18 protein-coding genes, 3 tRNA genes and 1 pseudogene are annotated in these 17597 nt (G+C 50.4%); 14 read left to right on the plus strand and 8 right to left on the minus strand.

Annotated elements, in window-relative coordinates; all coding sequences use genetic code 11:
- Positions 1-74 (plus strand): annotated as a pseudogene (locus CRG49_RS06105) (IS1595 family transposase); the annotation flags it as partial.
- A gap of 74 nt (positions 75-148) precedes the next feature.
- Here CRG49_RS06105 and CRG49_RS06110 read toward each other — a convergent pair.
- The 5 genes from CRG49_RS06110 to CRG49_RS06130 all read right to left on the minus strand — a co-directional run bounded on the left by CRG49_RS06110 (position 149) and on the right by CRG49_RS06130 (position 2591).
- A complete protein-coding gene (locus CRG49_RS06110) occupies positions 149-349 on the minus strand; it encodes a type II toxin-antitoxin system prevent-host-death family antitoxin (protein WP_232727247.1) in 201 nt (66 codons plus the stop codon).
- Between the two features lie 245 nt (positions 350-594).
- Positions 595-918: a hypothetical protein gene (locus CRG49_RS06115; RefSeq protein WP_198511398.1), complete on the minus strand. Its 324-nt coding sequence runs from the start codon at positions 916-918 to the stop codon at positions 595-597.
- 4 nt (positions 919-922) lie between these two features.
- Complete coding sequence (locus CRG49_RS06120; RefSeq protein ID WP_198511399.1) at positions 923-1102, minus strand: hypothetical protein; 180 nt, start codon at positions 1100-1102, stop codon at positions 923-925.
- Positions 1103-1197: 95 nt separating this feature from the next.
- Positions 1198-2361: an integrase arm-type DNA-binding domain-containing protein gene (locus CRG49_RS06125; protein ID WP_255408374.1), complete on the minus strand. Its 1164-nt coding sequence runs from the start codon at positions 2359-2361 to the stop codon at positions 1198-1200.
- Positions 2362-2506: 145 nt separating this feature from the next.
- Positions 2507-2591 (minus strand) — tRNA-Leu (locus CRG49_RS06130).
- Between the two features lie 168 nt (positions 2592-2759).
- On the opposite strand from CRG49_RS06130, the gene CRG49_RS06135 reads away from it, so the two are divergent.
- The 6 genes from CRG49_RS06135 (at position 2760) to CRG49_RS06160 (ending at position 6038) form a co-directional block, all read left to right on the plus strand.
- Entirely contained in the window at positions 2760-3434 is a 675-nt protein-coding gene (locus CRG49_RS06135; RefSeq protein WP_095502084.1) for a hypothetical protein, read from the plus strand.
- Positions 3427-4026 (plus strand): GTP cyclohydrolase II, encoded by a 600-nt coding sequence (ribA, locus tag CRG49_RS06140; RefSeq protein ID WP_095502083.1) that lies wholly within the window; start codon positions 3427-3429, stop codon positions 4024-4026. Before CRG49_RS06135 ends, ribA begins: the two co-directional genes overlap by 8 nt.
- 108 nt (positions 4027-4134) lie before the next feature.
- Positions 4135-4210 (plus strand) — tRNA-Val (locus CRG49_RS06145).
- Positions 4211-4244: 34 nt separating this feature from the next.
- Positions 4245-4321, plus strand: a tRNA-Asp gene (locus CRG49_RS06150).
- A gap of 155 nt (positions 4322-4476) precedes the next feature.
- Positions 4477-5571 (plus strand): conjugal transfer protein, encoded by a 1095-nt coding sequence (locus tag CRG49_RS06155; RefSeq protein WP_095502082.1) that lies wholly within the window; start codon positions 4477-4479, stop codon positions 5569-5571.
- Between the two features lie 2 nt (positions 5572-5573).
- A complete protein-coding gene (locus CRG49_RS06160; protein WP_095502081.1) occupies positions 5574-6038 on the plus strand; it encodes a low molecular weight protein-tyrosine-phosphatase in 465 nt (154 codons plus the stop codon).
- A 127-nt stretch (positions 6039-6165) separates the two neighbouring features.
- On the opposite strand, the gene CRG49_RS06165 is transcribed toward CRG49_RS06160, so the two are convergent.
- Complete coding sequence (locus tag CRG49_RS06165; protein ID WP_095502080.1) at positions 6166-7083, minus strand: LysR family transcriptional regulator; 918 nt, start codon at positions 7081-7083, stop codon at positions 6166-6168.
- A gap of 275 nt (positions 7084-7358) precedes the next feature.
- Here CRG49_RS06165 and CRG49_RS06170 point away from each other — a divergent pair, with 275 nt between their 5' ends.
- The 5 genes from CRG49_RS06170 to CRG49_RS06185 all read left to right on the plus strand — a co-directional run bounded on the left by CRG49_RS06170 (position 7359) and on the right by CRG49_RS06185 (position 12082).
- Entirely contained in the window at positions 7359-8453 is a 1095-nt protein-coding gene (locus CRG49_RS06170; RefSeq protein WP_095502079.1) for a 4-oxalomesaconate tautomerase, read from the plus strand.
- A gap of 194 nt (positions 8454-8647) precedes the next feature.
- Entirely contained in the window at positions 8648-9484 is an 837-nt protein-coding gene (locus CRG49_RS06175; protein WP_095502078.1) for a shikimate dehydrogenase, read from the plus strand.
- A gap of 89 nt (positions 9485-9573) precedes the next feature.
- On the plus strand, positions 9574-9849 hold the full coding sequence (locus CRG49_RS13535; protein ID WP_229436888.1) for a hypothetical protein: 276 nt from the start codon (positions 9574-9576) through the stop codon (positions 9847-9849).
- Positions 9816-10934 (plus strand): aromatic acid/H+ symport family MFS transporter, encoded by a 1119-nt coding sequence (locus CRG49_RS06180; RefSeq protein ID WP_229436890.1) that lies wholly within the window; start codon positions 9816-9818, stop codon positions 10932-10934. The genes CRG49_RS13535 and CRG49_RS06180 overlap by 34 nt, the downstream gene beginning before the upstream one ends.
- Before the next feature lie 119 nt (positions 10935-11053).
- Positions 11054-12082, plus strand: coding sequence for a 4-hydroxyphenylpyruvate dioxygenase family protein (locus CRG49_RS06185; protein WP_095502077.1), 1029 nt, complete (start codon positions 11054-11056; stop codon positions 12080-12082).
- Between the two features lie 80 nt (positions 12083-12162).
- Here CRG49_RS06185 and CRG49_RS06190 read toward each other — a convergent pair whose 3' ends face one another.
- Together CRG49_RS06190 and CRG49_RS06195 are read right to left on the minus strand one after the other, a co-directional pair.
- Positions 12163-12981: a sugar phosphate isomerase/epimerase gene (locus tag CRG49_RS06190; RefSeq protein ID WP_095502076.1), complete on the minus strand. Its 819-nt coding sequence runs from the start codon at positions 12979-12981 to the stop codon at positions 12163-12165.
- A gap of 57 nt (positions 12982-13038) precedes the next feature.
- Positions 13039-14850, minus strand: coding sequence for an FAD-dependent oxidoreductase (locus tag CRG49_RS06195; protein ID WP_198515150.1), 1812 nt, complete (start codon positions 14848-14850; stop codon positions 13039-13041).
- A 260-nt stretch (positions 14851-15110) separates the two neighbouring features.
- Here CRG49_RS06195 and CRG49_RS06200 point away from each other — a divergent pair, with 260 nt between their 5' ends.
- Together CRG49_RS06200 and CRG49_RS06205 are read left to right on the plus strand one after the other, a co-directional pair.
- The gene (locus CRG49_RS06200) at positions 15111-16454 is read left to right on the plus strand and encodes an MFS transporter (protein WP_229436892.1); all 1344 of its coding nucleotides are present in this window, start codon (positions 15111-15113) and stop codon (positions 16452-16454) included.
- Positions 16455-16564: 110 nt separating this feature from the next.
- Positions 16565-17596, plus strand: a complete 1032-nt coding sequence (locus CRG49_RS06205) for an amidohydrolase family protein (protein WP_095502074.1) — start codon at positions 16565-16567, stop codon at positions 17594-17596.
- Position 17597: the final 1 nt, after the last annotated feature.

The raw sequence follows: 17597 nt of genomic DNA on the forward strand, positions 1-17597 counted from the left end.
AGTTTAGGTTTAACCACCGGCATGAAGATTTAGGTAAAATATTAATGAAGATGCTTCGAAATAACCCAATTTAATATTTTTGCTTCCTAAGCCCCAAAATCAATATAGTCTATTTTATCAATCATATTACTGCTCCATCAGTAACGTTTCAGACGGCCTTTGCGGTTTCCTGCGCTTGGCCGGTCAATTTCAGATATTCCGCATAAATCATCAATACAAATTCAGGCTTTCCCCGATTGGTTATGATAACCGGCGCGGCTTGCGCGGCCTGCTTTGCCTTCCCGCTCTGCTGGTTAAATTCACGGCTTGTCATGGTTTGCATGATTGCTTTTTCCTTGCTTGGAATCATCGGATAATGTAGCTACATTTTACCATGCAATAGACGGCATTCAACGTGATTGCATAATTTAGGCAACAAAAAGCCCCGCCGCATTGCAAACGGTCGGGGCTGTATTGTTCAGGCTGCATTCAGTTTTATACAAAATTATACATAGCATGGCTAATTATACAAATGCTGTATAACGTGCAAAAAAAACACCAGCGGCGCGGCTGGTGTTTGTGTTTTCAAACCGTTTATTGACAGATATGCGCCGGTTAGGCCGCATCGCTGTCTTGGTTTTCACGCTGTTTTAGTGTTTCGCGTATCATCTCATTAGCCAGCATTTTTTGTTCACTCTCGATAAAACGTGCCAAAATCTGCTTAATCAACGGTTGATAGCCTATGCCATGAAAGGCGGCAATAGCTTTCAAATCGTCAATCATGCCTTGCTGTAAACGGATTGAGATAGGCTTTAAGCCTAGTGATTCATCTAGGGCGTTTAAGTCTATATCAGCGCGGCGCGCGTATGTCTCGCTTGCTCCTAATTCTCTACTTTCCCATTTTTCCGTGTCTTTGTGCATTTCGTCTTGTCTGTTCATGGCGTTAATCCTTGTATTTGTCATAAATTCGTATCTCTTCGCGGTTTGGCTCATAAGCGGTTTTGATGATGGTGTTTTCTCCATCTTGAATAAAGACAATTTTTAATAGACGGCCTTTAAAGGTTTCGGCGATAAACCATAATGTCGGCGGTATAGTTCTGTTTTCGGCGCGTGTATCTTCCAATATGCCGCCATCTCGGCTGGCAAAAGCTTCGTGTATCTCCGCTTCACTAACTTTATGGCGCGTTACCAGCTTAATCTGTACCGCTTCAGATATGCTTAACTAGGCCGCTCTAAAATCCTGTTTTCGTCAATGTGGGCTAACTGCCTTTCAATGGCATCGGCATTATAGCCCTGCTCATTCAGAATGCTGCTTGCAAGGGAGCGGAAACCGTGGGGCGTGGCAATGCCGTAATAGCCCATGCCGTTGATGATTTTGCCTGCGGTGTTTTCACTGATATAGCCATCGGCGGCGGTGCGACTGGGGAATAGATAGGGGGTATCCCCTGTTTGGTCGTGCAGTTCGTTTAACAGCTCAATCGCCCAATCAGATAAGGGGATTATATGCTCACGCGGCCGCTTCATTCGCTTGGCTGGGATAGTCCATATCTTGCGCTCAAAGTCGATTTCCTGCCATTGGCCGCCGCGTATCTCTTTATTGCGGGCAAAGCAAAGCATAATCAGCATAATGCAAATACGGTTTGACTGCTTGCAGTCTGCCAGTATCAAACGGCGGTAAAACTCGGCCAGCTCTTCACGCGGCAAGGCAGGCATAGGGCGCGTTTCAGACGGCTTGATATAGCCTTGCAATAAGGCAGCGGGGTTGCGGTCGGTTAATTCTTCAAATCCAGCGTATGTAAATACCGCCCCTATCCATTGTCTGATTTTCTCGGCGGTCTCTGATACGCCCCGCGCGGTCACTCTATCCAATACGGCCTTTATCTCTTTCTTGCCGATTTCGTTTATCGGCATTTCGCCAATAACGGGGAAAACATCGGTTTCAAAATACCGCCAAACACGGGCGGCATGATTGGGCTTCCAGCCTTTACGCATGATGTTCTTTTTGTGCCATGCCTTGGTAACGTGGGCAAAAGTATTGAGTAAGGCTGCTCTACGCTCTTGCTTGGCCTGCTGCTTCATGGCGGCGGGGTCTTGGCCTTGGGCAATCATACGGCGGGCATTCTCGGCTGCTTCTCGGGCTTCCACTAAAGAGATTTCGGGGTATTTGCCGATTGAAAGTAATTTCTCTTTGCCGCTTATACGGTACTTCAACCGCCATAGCTTGCCGCCTGCTGGTGTAACTTGCAGATACAGGCCGCCACTATCAGCCAGTTTGTAGGCTTTATCAGCGGGTTTTGCATCCTTTATTTTTCGGTCGTTTAGTGGCATTTGGGGGGTATTTTTTTCAGGGGTATTTTTCAACACCCCCAAATATACCCCCAATTTATGGTTTATTCAATTAGACGGCATTAGACGATATTAGACAGCGAGAAAGCATTGAATCAGCCTGAAAGCCTTTCCAGTATTGAATTTGGTCGATTGCGTTAGATTGCATTAGACAAAAAAAATACCCCTTTTAGGGGTAGTTTGGTGCGGACGGAGAGACTCGAACTCTCACACCTCGCGGCGCCAGAACCTAAATCTGGTGCGTCTACCAATTTCGCCACGTCCGCAAACCAAGTAGCGGATTATACACACAATTAAAAAGCATGCAAAGCCTCCTGTCTTGAAAAAAGGTATAATCAGCCTCATATCGACATAAATTAACTTTAAATGGCCGTCTGAAAAGCTTGGTTTTCCCTTTTCAGACGGTCTCGCTACTGTATCTTGAGGAATGGCACATGCCAAGATTATTAATTGAAGATTTCCTGCAAACACAAGGCTTAAAGCTGCCTGTGGATGACGTGTATGTTGCCTATACTGCGGCGCAGGCGGTGATTAACATGGGCAATGCCGCGATTGACCGCTCGGTATTGTGGCCGGAAAAAAACGGCTTTACGTTGGCGGAACACATCGAGCCAAATGCTGATAACGATGCTTTATTGAAACAAATTTTTATGGCTTTGGATTCTGTATACAGCCGCCAAGCCAACATCAAAACCGCGGCAGTTTATGCGCACATGCCGTCTGAAACGCTAACACCGAAATTGGTTGTGCTGACCCAGCAAGGTTTAAGGCTGGAACCGCATTTGGATGTAAATGAAGACAACAGCCAAATCTATCTGGTTTCGCGCACGGCGCAAAGTGGCTGGATGAATGTCGCCAACGATATTGCCTATTGGATAACTTTGGGCGAAATTTCGGGCGAACGCAATGCGGCCAGTAAGGCGCAAGTATCGGTGCCGATTTGTACCCAAAGCGGTGCGGTTTTGGGCGTGGTGCATATTGAGTTTAACGATAAAGACCAAGCCGATGATGCCGCATTAACCGAATGGACGGCCTTATCGCTGGCGTTAAGCGAGCCAATGAAAGCGCTGTTGAACGTAGTGGACAACGAGGAAGCACAAGATGACTAAAGCAGTAAAATTCGTGGCTTCCTGCCGTCTGCCGACTGAATTCGGTGTGTTTACCATGCATGGCTTTGAAGAAGAAAGCGGCCAAGAACACGTGGCACTGGTGATGGGCGATGTTTCAGACGGCCTGCCCGTTTTGTCACGTATTCACTCGGAATGCTTGACCGGCGACGCCCTATTCTCGCAAAAATGTGATTGCGGTCCACAATTGCAGGCAGCCATGCAGGCAGTGCAGCAAGAAGGCCGCGGCGTGATTGTTTATTTGCGCCAAGAAGGCCGAGGCATCGGCTTGATCAACAAAATCCGTGCCTACCAATTGCAAGACCAAGGCCGTGACACAGTGGAAGCTAATGTTGAACTCGGCCTGCCAGTCGATGCACGTGACTTCACCTTGGCTAAAAGTATTTATGATCACTTAGGCGTGCATGAAGTAAAACTGTTGACCAACAATCCGGAAAAAGTCAAAACGCTGCAAAAAGCCGATATTAATGTAGTGGCACGCATTCCGTTACAGGTTGGTGAAAATGTTGAAAACGAGCGCTATCTGCACACAAAAGCGGATAAATTAGGTCATTTCCTTTATGAAAAATCCTAATCACACACAGGCCGTCTGAAAATTTTTATTTTAGTTTCAATAATCTGGAAAATAATCCGCATAAATCACTTGCGCATAACACGGATATTTGGTTTAATTCGGCTTCTCGGGTGATTAGCTCAGTTGGTAGAGCGTCTGCCTTACAAGCAGAATGTCGGCGGTTCGACTCCGTCATCACCCACCAAGTTTCTTGTAATTGTGGCAACACAATTACTTGCGCGGTGGTAGCTCAGTTGGTTAGAGTACCGGCCTGTCACGCCGGGGGTCGCGGGTTCGAGCCCCGTCCGCCGCGCCAAGATTAAAAAGCACTGATTCATATCAGTGCTTTTTTCATTTCTATTATCAGATAAATCAAGCGGATAGAAATTTTTTCCGCTTGATTCCCGACTGTTTCAGTCAGTTATTGCTATAATCTTTGCTCTTTCAAAACAACAATATCAAAGGTAGAAAATGAACACCCCTTTCATTCTTGCCGACACACGACCTTACCCTGAAACACCGGTTAAAAACAATCTCTTGCTGCACGCTTCCAACTTGGCACACAGCACTTCCGCCGCGCAGCGCAAACTGTCCGCCGAATCGCTGCAAACCGAAATCCGCGGCATGTTTCAGCAAAATTATTATTTGGGTTTGTCGGTGGCCATGAGCATGGTGGCCGATGCCGAAAGTTACAAAGTCTTGCTCGATAACCTGACCACGGTTTTGAATGCCGAAAAAGACGAAGAAAGCCAATGGTTTGCCATGCCTTTGGTGTTAGTGGCCGGTTGCAATCAAGAACAAACCCTGCCTTTGAACGTACCAACTGCCGCACTGTTTGCCGTATTGGAAAACCATCCGCATTTGCGCGCATTCAATCAGGCAACATGGCTGCCGTTTCTGGTGTCATCAACTGTATTGAGTGAAATCAATGCCGGCCAATGGTTTGAAGCCAAACAAAACGCTGAAGCCGCCGCGCAATTTGCCGCTCAATTTACGCCGTCTGAATTGCAGATTCCTAGCGGCCAATCGGTGCATGTAGTGTTTGCCTTGGGCTACGGCGACAAAAAGCTGCAAGAATCGCTCAATCAAAACCTGTTAAAAGCCGGTTTGCCGCTGATGCAGGTATGGCAGGAAGCCCTCACCCAGCCGGGCTTAACCTTATTCGTCAATCCCCTGTCGCCTGATGCGCCGCTGTCTGCACTGACAACCGGCAGCCACATGCGCCAACGCATGGCGATGGACGTTTTCGCCACCAACGCCATCCGCGCGAGCCGCATGCAAAGCCCGCGCGTGGGTGTGGTGGTGGCCGCTAAAGCCGGCGGGCTGATTCAGTTCGGCTTTAACGCCACCGACAGCGCGTTTGAAATTGCGCCGCAGGTCTATACTTGGACCTTGTCGCCAACCGACAACATCGCCGTTATCCAGCAAAATTTCTTGGATTTAATGGCTGAATGCCGCGTGGAACATGTTTATATGCTGCATGATGTGGTGCCGGAAAACAGCGAATTGCCGACCTACGCGCAAGCCTTGAAATTGTCAGGCCACAACCCGTTTTTCGCGGAATAATCATGAAAACATACCGTATTTTATTCGTATGCCTCGGCAACATCTGCCGCTCACCGATGGGTGAATTCGTGTTGCGCCACCGCGCCGAAGAAGCCGGTGTCGGCCAGCGCATTCACACCGACAGCGCCGGTACTTCCGGTTGGCACGACGGTGAAAACATGCACCAAGGCACGCGGCAAATGCTGGCGCAACAAGGCATGGACAACACCGGTTTTACCAGCAGCAAAGTCAAACGCAGCGACATCGGCCATTACGATTACATTCTCGCGATGGACGACAACAACTTGCGTGATTTGGAAAAGCTTTTTGGTAAGCATCCTGAAAAATTATTCAAGCTGACCGATTTGATTCCCGAGAGTGGTTATGACCATGTGCCCGACCCGTGGTACACCGGCGATTTTGACGAAACCTTCCGCTTGGTCGATTCGGCCAGCATGGCTTTATTGAAGAAGCTGGATTTGGTTTAAAGATTTAACATCAAGGGTTTCCATACAACGAGGCCGTCTGAAAAGTTTGAATGATTCAAAACTTTTCAGACGGCCTTTTTTTTCGTGGTTTTAAGTATTTCATATATTCAGACGGTCATCATCCACTTTAAAGGCCGTCTGAAACTTCCTCCACCAAATTCAAACACACCCGCTTCAAAATTTTATCCACTTCTTTTTGCGTGCGCGTGAGTGCATGCTTGGCCGAAGTCGCCAAAAACAGGCGGCTGACGAATTGCGGCGACTCAATCGGAATCACCTGAATCGATTCTTTATAGTTCATCAAATCAATGGAATATTTCGACAAAATCGAATAACCCATGCCTTCTGCCACCAGTTGCAGCATGGTTTCCACGCTGTCGATTTCCATCACGATATTGGGCATAAGATTGTGCCGCGCCATTTCCTGCTCAACCAGCAGGCGGAAGGTATTGGGCACGGAAGGCAGAATCAGCGGCAAGGCGGCCAAATGTTCAGCGTTGATCGGCGTGTCGGCGTTGAGCAGGTGATCGTTTTTCGGTGCCATCAGATACAGACGTTCTTCATACAGCAATTGCGTTTCGACATCAGCCGAATAGGCAGGGTTATACAGCAGTGCCATGTCGATTTTGCCTTGCTGCAAACGGTCTTGCAGCTGCGCGCTCAAGCCTTCTGTGATGCGCAATTGGGCATCGGGCAGATGTTGGCGAAACGCTCGGATAATCGGCAGCGACAATAATTTGGCAATCGTCGGCGGCAAACCAAGCGTGATGTGGCCGCTGAGTTTACCGCTGTTTAAACTCAAATCTTCCTGAATCATTTCAATCTGTTGCAAAATCACGCCGCAGTGTTCCAGCAAAATCCTGCCCGGCTCGGTCAGGGAAACGCCGCGTCCGTGACGATTGAGCAGGTTTTGCCTTAATTCGGTTTCCAGCAGGCGGATTTGGCGGCTCAATACCGGTTGCGCCACGCCCAAAATATCGGCGGCACGCGTATAGCTGCCTTGTTGCGCCACCTGCTGAAAATATCGTAACTGTTTCAAATCCATGACTTTTTCTCAATCTCTAATTATTGGTTTTATGATATTAATTATCTTATCGTCGTTTAAAATAGGAATCAGACAAGGCGACAGCGACCGCCGTGCACACTTAATACATCAGGAAAGCTGGCAACGCTGTGTCATTTTATTCTAAACGACTATAGTATAGCTGGCCTTTGCAATTATACTATTTTGATATAGCTGATAGTCGCTTCAACGCCTTTCCAAACATTTCTTTACCTATAATAATCCACTACATACCACTACATTACAAAGGATTCGAAATGGCTGCCCAAACCGCTGTTCCTGCCATGCTGATGCGTGGCGGTAGTTCCAAAGGCCTGTTTTTTGCCGCTGCCGACTTACCTGCCGATGAAGCGACCCGCAATCAAGTGTTGCTCGCGGCCATGGGTTCGCCCGATCCGCGCCAAGTCGATGGTGCCGGCGGCGCGCACCCTTTAACCAGCAAAGTCGGTGTGGTGTCTTTGAGCGAACAAGAAGGCGTGGATTTGGAATTTTTGTTTGCGCAATTGCAGCCGAAAAATGATATTGTCGATACCAAGCCCAACTGCGGCAACATGTTGGCGGCTGTGGTACCGTTTGCCTTGGAAAAAGGCTTGATTCAGGCGCAAGGCGATGAAACGACCGTGCGCGTGCTGACCTTGAACACAGGTATGTTGAGCGACATCACTGTCGAAACGCCCGACGGCATCATCAATTACGACGGTGATGCCAAAATCGACGGCGTACCCAGCACCTCCGCCCCTATCCACATCCGTTTCTTAGATACCGAAGGCTCGGTAGCCGGCAGCCTTTTGCCGACCGGTAACACCAGCGACGTGTTTGATATCGAAGGTTTCGGCCAATTGGAAGCCACCTGCATCGACAACGGTATGCCGATGATTTTGGTGCGTGCCGCCGATGTGAAGCGCACAGCCTATGAGAGCGTGGAACAATTAAACAACGATGACGAACTCAAAGCCATTTTGGAAAAGCTGCGCCTAACTGCATCTTTAAAAATGGGTTTGGGCGATGTTTCTGCCAAAAACTATCCGAAAATGTGTCTGCTGAATGCCCCTGTTGACGGCGGTGCAGTACACACCCGCTGCTTCATTCCGCACGTCTGCCACGAAGCCATCGGCGTATTGGCGGCCGTCACCATCGCCACCGCCTGCGTGATGAAAGACAGCGTGGCCGACGGTTTGGCTGTGGCCGACAATCCGGCTTCGCTTTCCATCGAACACCCAAGCGGCGAGTTCAGCGTGGCCTTGGAAACCGACGGCAATGGTAAGGTCAACGGCGCGGCTTTAATCCGCACCGCCCGCAACATCATGCGCGGCGAAGTGATGGTTCCGGCACGCGTTTGGGATGGCAAATAAATAATGACAAGGCCGTCTGAAATCAGCATCTGGCTTTTTCAGACGGCCTTAGTTGAAATATTCAAAAATAAACAGCCATCAAACACAGATTAGGTTTATGATTCTATTTTTTTCAGACGGCCTGAGAATTTATTAAAGGCCGTCTGAAAAAATCCATAACAACCTTATTTCACTCAAACAAAAGGAGAAGCTTCATGAACATTAACGGCTTGACCCAAGTCATTGCCCACATCGGCTACCCCACTCAAACCTTCAAATCGCCGATGATTTACAACCCTTATTTCGAAGCGGCCGACATCAATGCGCTGGTGGTGCCGTTTTCTTCACAAGCGCCGGTTTATCCTGATTTTCTGAAAAGCGTGTTCACCTGCGAAAACGTCATCGGCGCGCTGGTGACCATGCCGCACAAAGTCACCACCATCGATTTGGTTGACCGCCTGACGCCGACCGCGCAAATTGCCGGTTCATGCAATGCCGTGCGCCGTGGTGCCGACGGCAAGCTGGAAGGCGATATGTTCGACGGCGAAGGTTTTGTGCGCGGTGTGCGCCGCAAAGGTTTTGCACCGGAAGGCAAAGCGGCTTTGGTCGTCGGCAGCGGTGGCGTGGGCTGCGCGATTGCGGCCTCTTTGGCGGCAGCGGGCGTGGCGCGTTTGGCTTTGTTTGATGTCAACGCAGCCGCCGCCGAAGCATTAGCAGGCCGTCTGAAACAGCACTATGCCGATTTAATCGTCGAAACCGGCAGCAATGATCCGCAAGGCTTTGATTTGGTGGTGAATGCCACACCGATGGGCATGTATGAAGGCGACCCGATGCCGGTTGATGTGGCGCGTATTGCGTCGGAAGCCTTTGTCGGCGATGTGGTGCTGCAAAGCGAAATCACCGCATTTTTGGCCGCCGCCCAAGCCAAAGGCTGCGTGATTCAAGTCGGCACCGATATGCTGTTTGAACAAATTCCGGTTTACTTGGAATACTTCAACCTGCCGACCACGACTGCCGAACACCTGCGCGAAGTGGCACGTATTCAGTATTAATGGTTTCAGACGGCCTCTTACCTCAAGGCCGTCTGAAATTAATGTAACTCAGCTTGATAAGAAAAACGCGATTAATAAGGAGAAACCAAATGTCGCAAAATCATGAAATCAACGTCCGCGAGCTACTCGACAGCCGCGGCGTGAGTACCTACCAGAAATTGGTGATTTTCCTCTGCTTCCTGATTGTGGTCATGGACGGCTTCGATGTGGTGATTATGGGCTTCGTCGGCCCAAGCCTGAAAGAAGCTTGGAATTTGTCCAACAACGATTTGGCGCCGGTATTGAGTGCCGCCCTCTTCGGCCTGACCTTCGGCGCACTGACCGCCGGCCCTTGGGTGATCGCTTCGGCCGCCGCAAAGTATTGATTGTGAGCGTGTTTATTTTTGGCTTGTTCACGCTGCTGGTGGCGTTTGCCACACAAATTTGGCACATGATTGTGTTCCGCTTCATCGCCGGTTTTGCCATGGGCGGCATTATGCCGATGGTGGCGACCTTGGCCAAAGAATATTCACCTGAACACCGCAGCTCGCTGTTGGTGACCATCGTGTTTGCCGGTTTCACCGTCGGCGCGGCTGGCGGCGGCTTCTTGGCAGCGTGGATGATTCCACAATGGGGCTGGCCGAGCGTATTCTGGTTTGGCAGTATCGTACCGATTCTGTTGAGCCTGTTTATGATTTTCAAATTGCCGGAATCGCTGGCGTATATGGTGCACAAAGGCGCCGACCGTCAAGAAATCCGCAAAATCGTGGAGCAATGCGCCCCGGGCAGCACCACTGAGCAATCGACTTTCTTCATTCCTAAACCGCAAACGGTGCAAAGCAATGAAAACCCGATTAAAACCGTGTTGAACCATCACTACGCCAAAGGCACCTTGCTGCTGTGGGTGATTTACTTCAGCCATTTGTTCTTGGTGTACCTGTTGGGCAGCTGGATGCCGACCATGATTAAAGAATCCGGCATGACTGCGGCACAAGCATCGATTATTTCTGCTATGTTCCAATTGGGCGGCCCGTTGGGTTCGATTATGCTGGGCTGGTTTATGGACCGCTTCGAGCCACACCGCGTCTTGGCGCTCTCTTACGTCAGCGGCGCAGTAGTATTGGTGTTCATGAGCAGCTTGGGCGCAGAATATCTGCTGCTGTGTATTACCTCATTCTACATCGGCGCAGCGTTTAACGGCGGCGGCACCGGCATGAACGCCTTGTCGAGCAACTTCTTCCCATTGAGCGCCCGCGCGACCGGCAACAGCTGGATGCACGGTATCGGCCGCACCGGTGCGATTATTTCCGCATTTGCCGGCGCATGGATGTTGAATGCAGGCTGGAATTTCTCAACCGTGGCGATGGCTTTGACCGTACCGGCTCTGCTGATTGCCGTGTCATCATCAAATACATCTTGTATCGCAACCAACCGAGCGCTGAAGTTTGAGCGTGTTGAAATAAGCCGTTAAAATAGGCCGTCTGAAATCAGATTTTCAGACGGCCTTTCGACAAGGTTATATCAAAACAGCATCTGGAAGAACAAGTCGCCGGCCGTCTGAAACAGCAAAACCTGACCGTATCGGCCGAATTGTTCACCCCGCCTGCCGCGCCTGAATTTCAAGACACCGATTTCGTCGAATTTGCCGTCAACGATACCAGTGCCCAGCGTTTGGATAATATTTTGCGCCAATTCGGCTTCCAAAAAACCGGTTTGCACAAAAGCAAAAACGTTTCGCTCTACCAACACGGCGGCGTGAACCTGATTCTCAACGCCGAGCCGGATTCTTTGGCCGATGCCTTTTTCAACGTACACAGTACATCGGTGTGCGCGGCGGCGTATAAAGTCAGCGATGCCGAAGCCATGTATCAGCGCGCCATCGAATATGGCAATATTTTCTACCAAGGCAAAGTCGGCCCGAACAAGCGCCATGTGCACGCCATCCGCTCACCTAATGGCGGTTTGCAGTATTTTGTCGACAGCGACATTTACAGCGTCGATTTCCACAAAACCAAATTCCAAGGCGAGCCGAAACTCAGCCGCATCGACCACACCGCTTATGGCGTGCCCAACGACATGATGGATCGCTGGACGCTGCATTTCGCCGCCTTATTCGGCTTCAACATCGAAAACGACTTAACCCTGCCCGACCCTTACGGCCTAATGAAAAGCCGTGTGTTGCGCAGCCAAAACGGCCAAATCCGCCTACCGTTGAACATTTCTGACAACCAAAATACTTTAGTTTCACGCTCAATGGCCAACTACAAAGGCGCCGGCCTGCAACACATCGCCTTTGCCAGCGACGATATTTTTGAAACCGTGGCCTTTATGCGTCAAAATGGCACCAATCTGCTCGACATCCCGCAAAACTATTACGATGATTTGCAGGCACGATTCGGTTTGGCCGACGATTTCATCGACCGTTTGCGCGAACATCATTTGCTCTACGATGCCGACGGTAACGGTGGCGAATTCCTGCATGCTTATTCGCAATTGATTGAAAACCGCTTTTTCTTTGAAATCTGCGAACGCCGCGGCGGCTACGACCAATATGGCGCCGCCAACGCCCCTGCTCGCTTGGTGGCACAGGATTTGTATTGGAAACAGCATCATGAATAATGGCCGCTGGATATAAGCGCAATCAAAAATGCCGTCTGAACGTTTTTCACGTTCAGACGGCATTTTTTTAAATGATTCACTTAAACGCGTAAAGCTGCGGCTTTTTCCAATACCTGCTCGGTGGCCGCTTTCAAATAGCGCAAATAGCCTTCCAAGCCCAATTCGGCAAATTTCGGATTCGGCACTTCAATGCTCACCGGCATGTCTTCCGGCAACAAGGCTACACATTCGGCCAATTTGAAATCGCCTTCGCCCGGCACGCCGCGTTTGGCAAGCGATTCTTCAATCAAGCCTTCACGCGTATCGGCACGTTCGGCCAGCACACCATCACACAATTGAATCATATTGGCCAAATACGGCAAGGCAGGAATGATGTGTTCCGGTTCGCCGAATGCACGGTGGAAATGCAACGTATCAAACAATACCTGACAGCCGGTTTGCTCGGCCACATCCGCTGCTTCGGTTAAAAGTTTGACGGTTTGATAGGAAATCGGCTCTAAGGTAATGATGAGATTGGATTTTTTGGCATCTTCTACCAAGCGCGCCATCACATCCGTCGCGCGCGCCAAATCCGGATCGGTGATGGTAGCGGTCAGGCTTTGCGCACCCAATTGCGCGGCGGCTTCCAGCATAGGTAGCCAAACATCGGGCGTAACATGTTCATCGATGGCTAAAAATTCGGTATCGACCACTTTCATGCCGGTGTCTTTCAAGGCTGCCAATACTTCTTTCATGCGCGGATTGTTGTGCAACAGATTCAGGTCTTTTTCGGTGGTGGTTACCGGACGGGTGCGCAGGCCGATGAAATCGAAACCCGTCTTCGCCGCGGCTTGGATAAAATCCACCGGCTCGGTGCCCAATACGCTCAAAGGCGCCATGCCGATTAGGCGTTTGCTCATTATTCTCTCCTTAGAAAAATGGTTGTTAGGCCGTCTGAAGCTTTCAGACGGCCTCTCTTAAAAACTGCCTTGATAATCTGCCGATGGGAAACTGCTGCCATCGTCTTCATACGCGGTCACACCGGCAATGTGGCGAGCAGCGGCATAACCGAATGTCAGCGCGGGACCGATGTTGGTGCCGCCGCAAGGGTAGTTGCCGCCGAACACGGATTTCTGATCCAGCCCGACTGCATACAATCCTGCTACCACGCTGCCGTCTGAACGCAACACGCGCGACCATGCGTCCACCGCGATACCGGCAAATGTACCGAACGAGCCAACCTGCACTTTTACCGCGTAATAAGGGTCTTTGCCCAACGGCGCTAACGACGGATTGGGAAAGCCGGTTGACGCGTCGCCGCCGGAACGGTTAAACGGCGTGTCGCCACGGCCGAAATCTATGTCTTTGCCTGCTTTGGCCATTTGGTTGAATTCGGCCACCGTATTCATCAAGCCAACCGGATCGATGCCACATTTTTCTGCCAGTTGATCCAAAGTATCGGCTTCGGTAATGCAGCGCAGATAGTCGGTGTAAATTTGCAGCGGAATCGGGCGCGGTTTAGCATAGCCGAACATATAGCTGCGCACGGCACGTTTGTCGCCAATCAGCCAAGATTCGACTTTTTCACCTTCCGGCACCGCGTTGAGCATACCGGTCACATAGTCGTAATAGCCATTTGCTTCGTTGACAAAGCGTTTGCCGTTTTTTAAGACACCGATGATGCCCGGCTTGGCGCGGTCGGCAATATGCGGGAACGCGCCTTCGCTGCCGTCTTTGAATTTCACCAGCGAAACCGGACACCACGCTGCAGGCGAGCGGCCGGAATCATCTAAATAACCGCCCGCGCTTTCGGCCAAAGCGAGTCCGGCACCGTCTGCTTCAGGCGGTGCCAGCGTCCAATGTTCTTCGCCGCTTGGGCTGCGCGGAAAATTCTTGCGCCGCTCGACATTGACCGGATAGCCGCCGGTGGCCAAAATCACGCCTTTGGCCGCCGATACACGCACCAAGCCTTGCGGCGTCTTCAGATAAGTGCCAACAATGCGGCCGTTTTCATCTTCAATCAGCTCTTTGATGGCGGTATTCACTTCAATGCGCACGCCTTTTTCATCAGCCGCCTGTACCAACTTGGCAATCAGCGCCAAGCCGTTAACCATCTGCATATTGCGCTTGTGTACGGCTTTGTCCCACACATGGATGGAAAAGCGTTTGGCGGCATGAAGAAAGCTCTGCGGCTTTTTCATGGCGTTGAGAAAATGCCCCAAATCCTGCCCCGCCATGATGCCCATACCCCAAAACGAAGTCATCTTGTATTGGTCGGGCAGAATATCCAGCAGATGTTTCGGCAGCGATTTGGCGTAAAATAGCGTTGCCGCCACCGAACGATGGCCGCTACCGGCACCGGGCAAATGGCCGTAAATATCACAAATTTTTGCACCGGGCGTGAATTTCAGCGGCGTTTTCTGCTCGAAAAAGCTGACCATGTGCGGCACATTTTCCAAAAACATTTCAATGCGCTCGTGATCATAATCCTGCTCACCAATCACGGCTTTCAGATAGCTGCGGAAATCATCGCGCGGCTCGTTGACGCCGTCAGCTTTAGCAAAGGCGTTGCCCGGCGTCCAAGCCCAGCCTCCCGAACGCGCCGTCGCGCCGCCGCAAGTCGCTGCACGCTCAGCCACCAATACATTCAAGCCGTGATGCGCCGCTGTCACCGCTGCCGACAATCCGCCCGCGCCGCTTCCGGCAATTAATATGTCGCACTGCCAATCGGCAATGGTCTGGCGTGCTGGCTGCTGCATGGTTTCCATCTCTGTAATCATTTGTAACATACTGCTATTTTAGTGAATTCATTCATATAAACCATATCATTTTAATTATAGCTCCTATGTTTTATCTATCCATTTTTGCTATAATCCTGCTTTGAAATAGCAGATTGACTTTCAGCCGGCCTTTTAGCTATTCATTTTTGTTATAACTCTTAGAAAGATTACATACTTTAACTTAACATTTTTATCTACAATAATGGAATTACAAAAACATACCTATAAATCATTAGGTTTCTAATGATTACAAGGTGACTCAATAACATTTGGAGAAACTCATAGAAATCACCGGCCGCACGATTAATGTGCAAAATTTCTTAAATGAAAATAAATTTTCCGGTTATCAATGGATGATTTTTATCATCTGCCTGCTGATTGCCTTTTTTGACGGCATGGATACCGCAGCCATCGGCTATGTCGCACCGAGCCTTTTGGAAGAATGGGGCATTGAAAAAAGCCAATTGGCACCGGTATTGAGCGCGGCGCTGTTCGGCTTGGCCATCGGCGCGATGACTTCAGGGCCGATTGCGGATAAATTCGGTCGCAAAATCGTATTAACTGCTTCTGTTTTGGTGTTTTCCGGCTTCTGCGTGGCTTCGGCTTTTGCCCAAGATTTGACGCAAATGACCATCTTGCGCTTCATCACCGGTTTGGGCTTGGGCGCAGCCATGCCGAATGCGGTGGCAATGCTGTCTGAATACTGTCCGGATCACAAACGCTCGTTAATCCTGAATACCATGTATTGCGGCTTCCCTGTGGGCGCAGCTGCGGGTGGTTTCTTTGCTTCGTTTATCATTCCTGAATACGGCTGGCGCACAGCGATGTTGTGGTGTGGTTTGCTGCCTTTGATTTTGGGCGTATTGATGATTTTCATCATGCCGCGTTCGGCTTCGTTTTTGGTGTCTAAAAACCAACCGGCCGAGAAAGTGCGAAAAATCCTGCAACGCATTAACCCTAAAGCTGATTTGAGCAATGCCGTGTTTGTGTTGCCTGAAAAAAATACCGAACAGAAGACCGACAACCCGATGGCGATGGTTTTGGGCAGCCACTTCCGCGCCGGTTCGATTTTGCTATGGCTCTCTTACTTCAGCGGCCTGATTATTTTCTACGCCATGATCAACTGGATGCCGGTGTTGTTTAAAGAAGCGAATATGCCGCCTGAACTGGGCCCGCGTATTTCCGGCTTGTTTGCCTTGGGCGGCTTAGGCGCGATTGCCAGCGGCTACTTGATGGACCGCTTCAACGGCAACCGACTGATTGCATTCTTGTCTTTCTTAACTGCAGTATCGGTGGCCTGTATCGGCTGGTCGCTGGGTCAGGGCTTGGGTATGTTGATTGCCGTGGTGTTATTCGCCGGCGTGATGCAAAACACCGCGCAAACCTCCCTGCCTGCTTTGGCTGCCAAATTCTATCCGACCGAATGCCGCGCCACCGGTGTGTCTTGGATGTTGGGTATCGGCCGTTTCGGCGCGATTGCCGGCACCTTCTTAACCGGCCAATTGATTGCATGGAAACTGGATTTTGTCACTATTTTCGTGATTCTGGCGATTCCGTCATTAGTGATGACAGTCTGCCTGCTGTTGAGACAAAAAATCTACGGCGACAGCTAAGCCCTACTTTCAGACGGCCTATTGTATTAAAGGCCGTCTAAAACACCCTACCCACACGCCGCTTTTCAGACGGCCTGTTTACCCCATAAAAAATCATCAAGGAGCAACCCATGAGCCTGATTATCGACTGCCACGGCCACTACACCACCGCCCCGCCTTCACTCGAAGCATGGCGCAACAAACAAATCGCCGCCATCGGCAACCCTTCACAAATGCCAAAAGCCAGCGAATTGAAAATCAGCGATGACGAATTGCGCGAAACCATCGAAAAAAACCAATTGCGCCTGATGAAAGAGCGCGGCGCCGACATGACCCTGTTCTCACCGCGTGCCAGCTTTATGGCACACCACATCGGTGATTTTGAAGTGTCGTCCACTTGGGCGGCGATTTGCAACGAATTATGCTACCGCGTGTCGCAACTCTTCCCCGACAATTTCGTGCCGGTAGCGATGTTGCCGCAAAGCCCGGGCGTGCCGATTGAAACCTGTATTGCCGAATTGGAACGCTGTGTCAATGAATTCGGCAACGTCGGCATCAACCTGAACCCTGATCCATCGGGCGGCCATTGGACTTCCCCACCGCTGACCGACAAATACTGGTATCCGATTTACGAAAAAATGGTCGAATACGACATTCCGGCCATGATTCACGTTTCCACTTCGTGCAACAACTGTTTCCACACCACTGGTGCGCACTACCTGAACGCCGACACCACCGCATTCATGCAATTGCTGCAAGGCGATTTGTTTAAAGACTTCCCGACCCTGCGCTTCCTGATTCCGCACGGCGGCGGCGCGGTGCCTTACCACTGGGGTCGTTTCCGCGGTTTGGCGATGGTGCTGAAAAAGCCGGAATTGGAAGAACATTTGTTGAACAACATCTTCTTCGATACCTGTGTGTACCACCAACCGGGCATTGATTTGCTGCTCGACGTGGTGCCGAACAAAAACATCTTGTTCGCATCCGAAATGATTGGTGCCGTCCGCGACATCGACCCGCGCACCGGCTTCTACTTCGACGATACCAAACGCTACATCGAAGCAGCCAACATTTCAGCCGAAGACAAACACCAAATTTACGAAGGCAACGCCCGCCGCGTGTTCCCACGCTTGGATGCCCGCCTGAAAGCGAAAGGACTGTAAT

Origin of the sequence: Neisseria sp. N95_16 (assembly GCF_002551535.2) — a bacterium.
In the GTDB taxonomy this organism is placed as follows: Bacteria; Pseudomonadota; Gammaproteobacteria; order Burkholderiales; family Neisseriaceae; genus Neisseria; species Neisseria brasiliensis.

Excerpts from the sequence above, each read along its gene's own strand:
- CRG49_RS06110 (WP_232727247.1), bottom strand. The coding sequence starts at position 349 with ATGATTCCAAGCAAGGAAAAAGCAATCATGCAAACCATGACAAGCCGT.
- CRG49_RS06115 (WP_198511398.1), bottom strand. The coding sequence starts at position 918 with ATGAACAGACAAGACGAAATGCACAAAGACACGGAAAAATGGGAAAGT.
- CRG49_RS06135 (WP_095502084.1), top strand. The coding sequence starts at position 2,760 with ATGCCAAGATTATTAATTGAAGATTTCCTGCAAACACAAGGCTTAAAG.
- ribA (WP_095502083.1), top strand. The coding sequence starts at position 3,427 with ATGACTAAAGCAGTAAAATTCGTGGCTTCCTGCCGTCTGCCGACTGAA.
- CRG49_RS06155 (WP_095502082.1), top strand. The coding sequence starts at position 4,477 with ATGAACACCCCTTTCATTCTTGCCGACACACGACCTTACCCTGAAACA.
- CRG49_RS06160 (WP_095502081.1), top strand. The coding sequence starts at position 5,574 with ATGAAAACATACCGTATTTTATTCGTATGCCTCGGCAACATCTGCCGC.
- CRG49_RS06165 (WP_095502080.1), bottom strand. The coding sequence starts at position 7,083 with ATGGATTTGAAACAGTTACGATATTTTCAGCAGGTGGCGCAACAAGGC.
- CRG49_RS06170 (WP_095502079.1), top strand. The coding sequence starts at position 7,359 with ATGGCTGCCCAAACCGCTGTTCCTGCCATGCTGATGCGTGGCGGTAGT.
- CRG49_RS06175 (WP_095502078.1), top strand. The coding sequence starts at position 8,648 with ATGAACATTAACGGCTTGACCCAAGTCATTGCCCACATCGGCTACCCC.
- CRG49_RS13535 (WP_229436888.1), top strand. The coding sequence starts at position 9,574 with ATGTCGCAAAATCATGAAATCAACGTCCGCGAGCTACTCGACAGCCGC.
- CRG49_RS06190 (WP_095502076.1), bottom strand. The coding sequence starts at position 12,981 with ATGAGCAAACGCCTAATCGGCATGGCGCCTTTGAGCGTATTGGGCACC.
- CRG49_RS06195 (WP_198515150.1), bottom strand. The coding sequence starts at position 14,850 with ATGTTACAAATGATTACAGAGATGGAAACCATGCAGCAGCCAGCACGC.
- CRG49_RS06205 (WP_095502074.1), top strand. The coding sequence starts at position 16,565 with ATGAGCCTGATTATCGACTGCCACGGCCACTACACCACCGCCCCGCCT.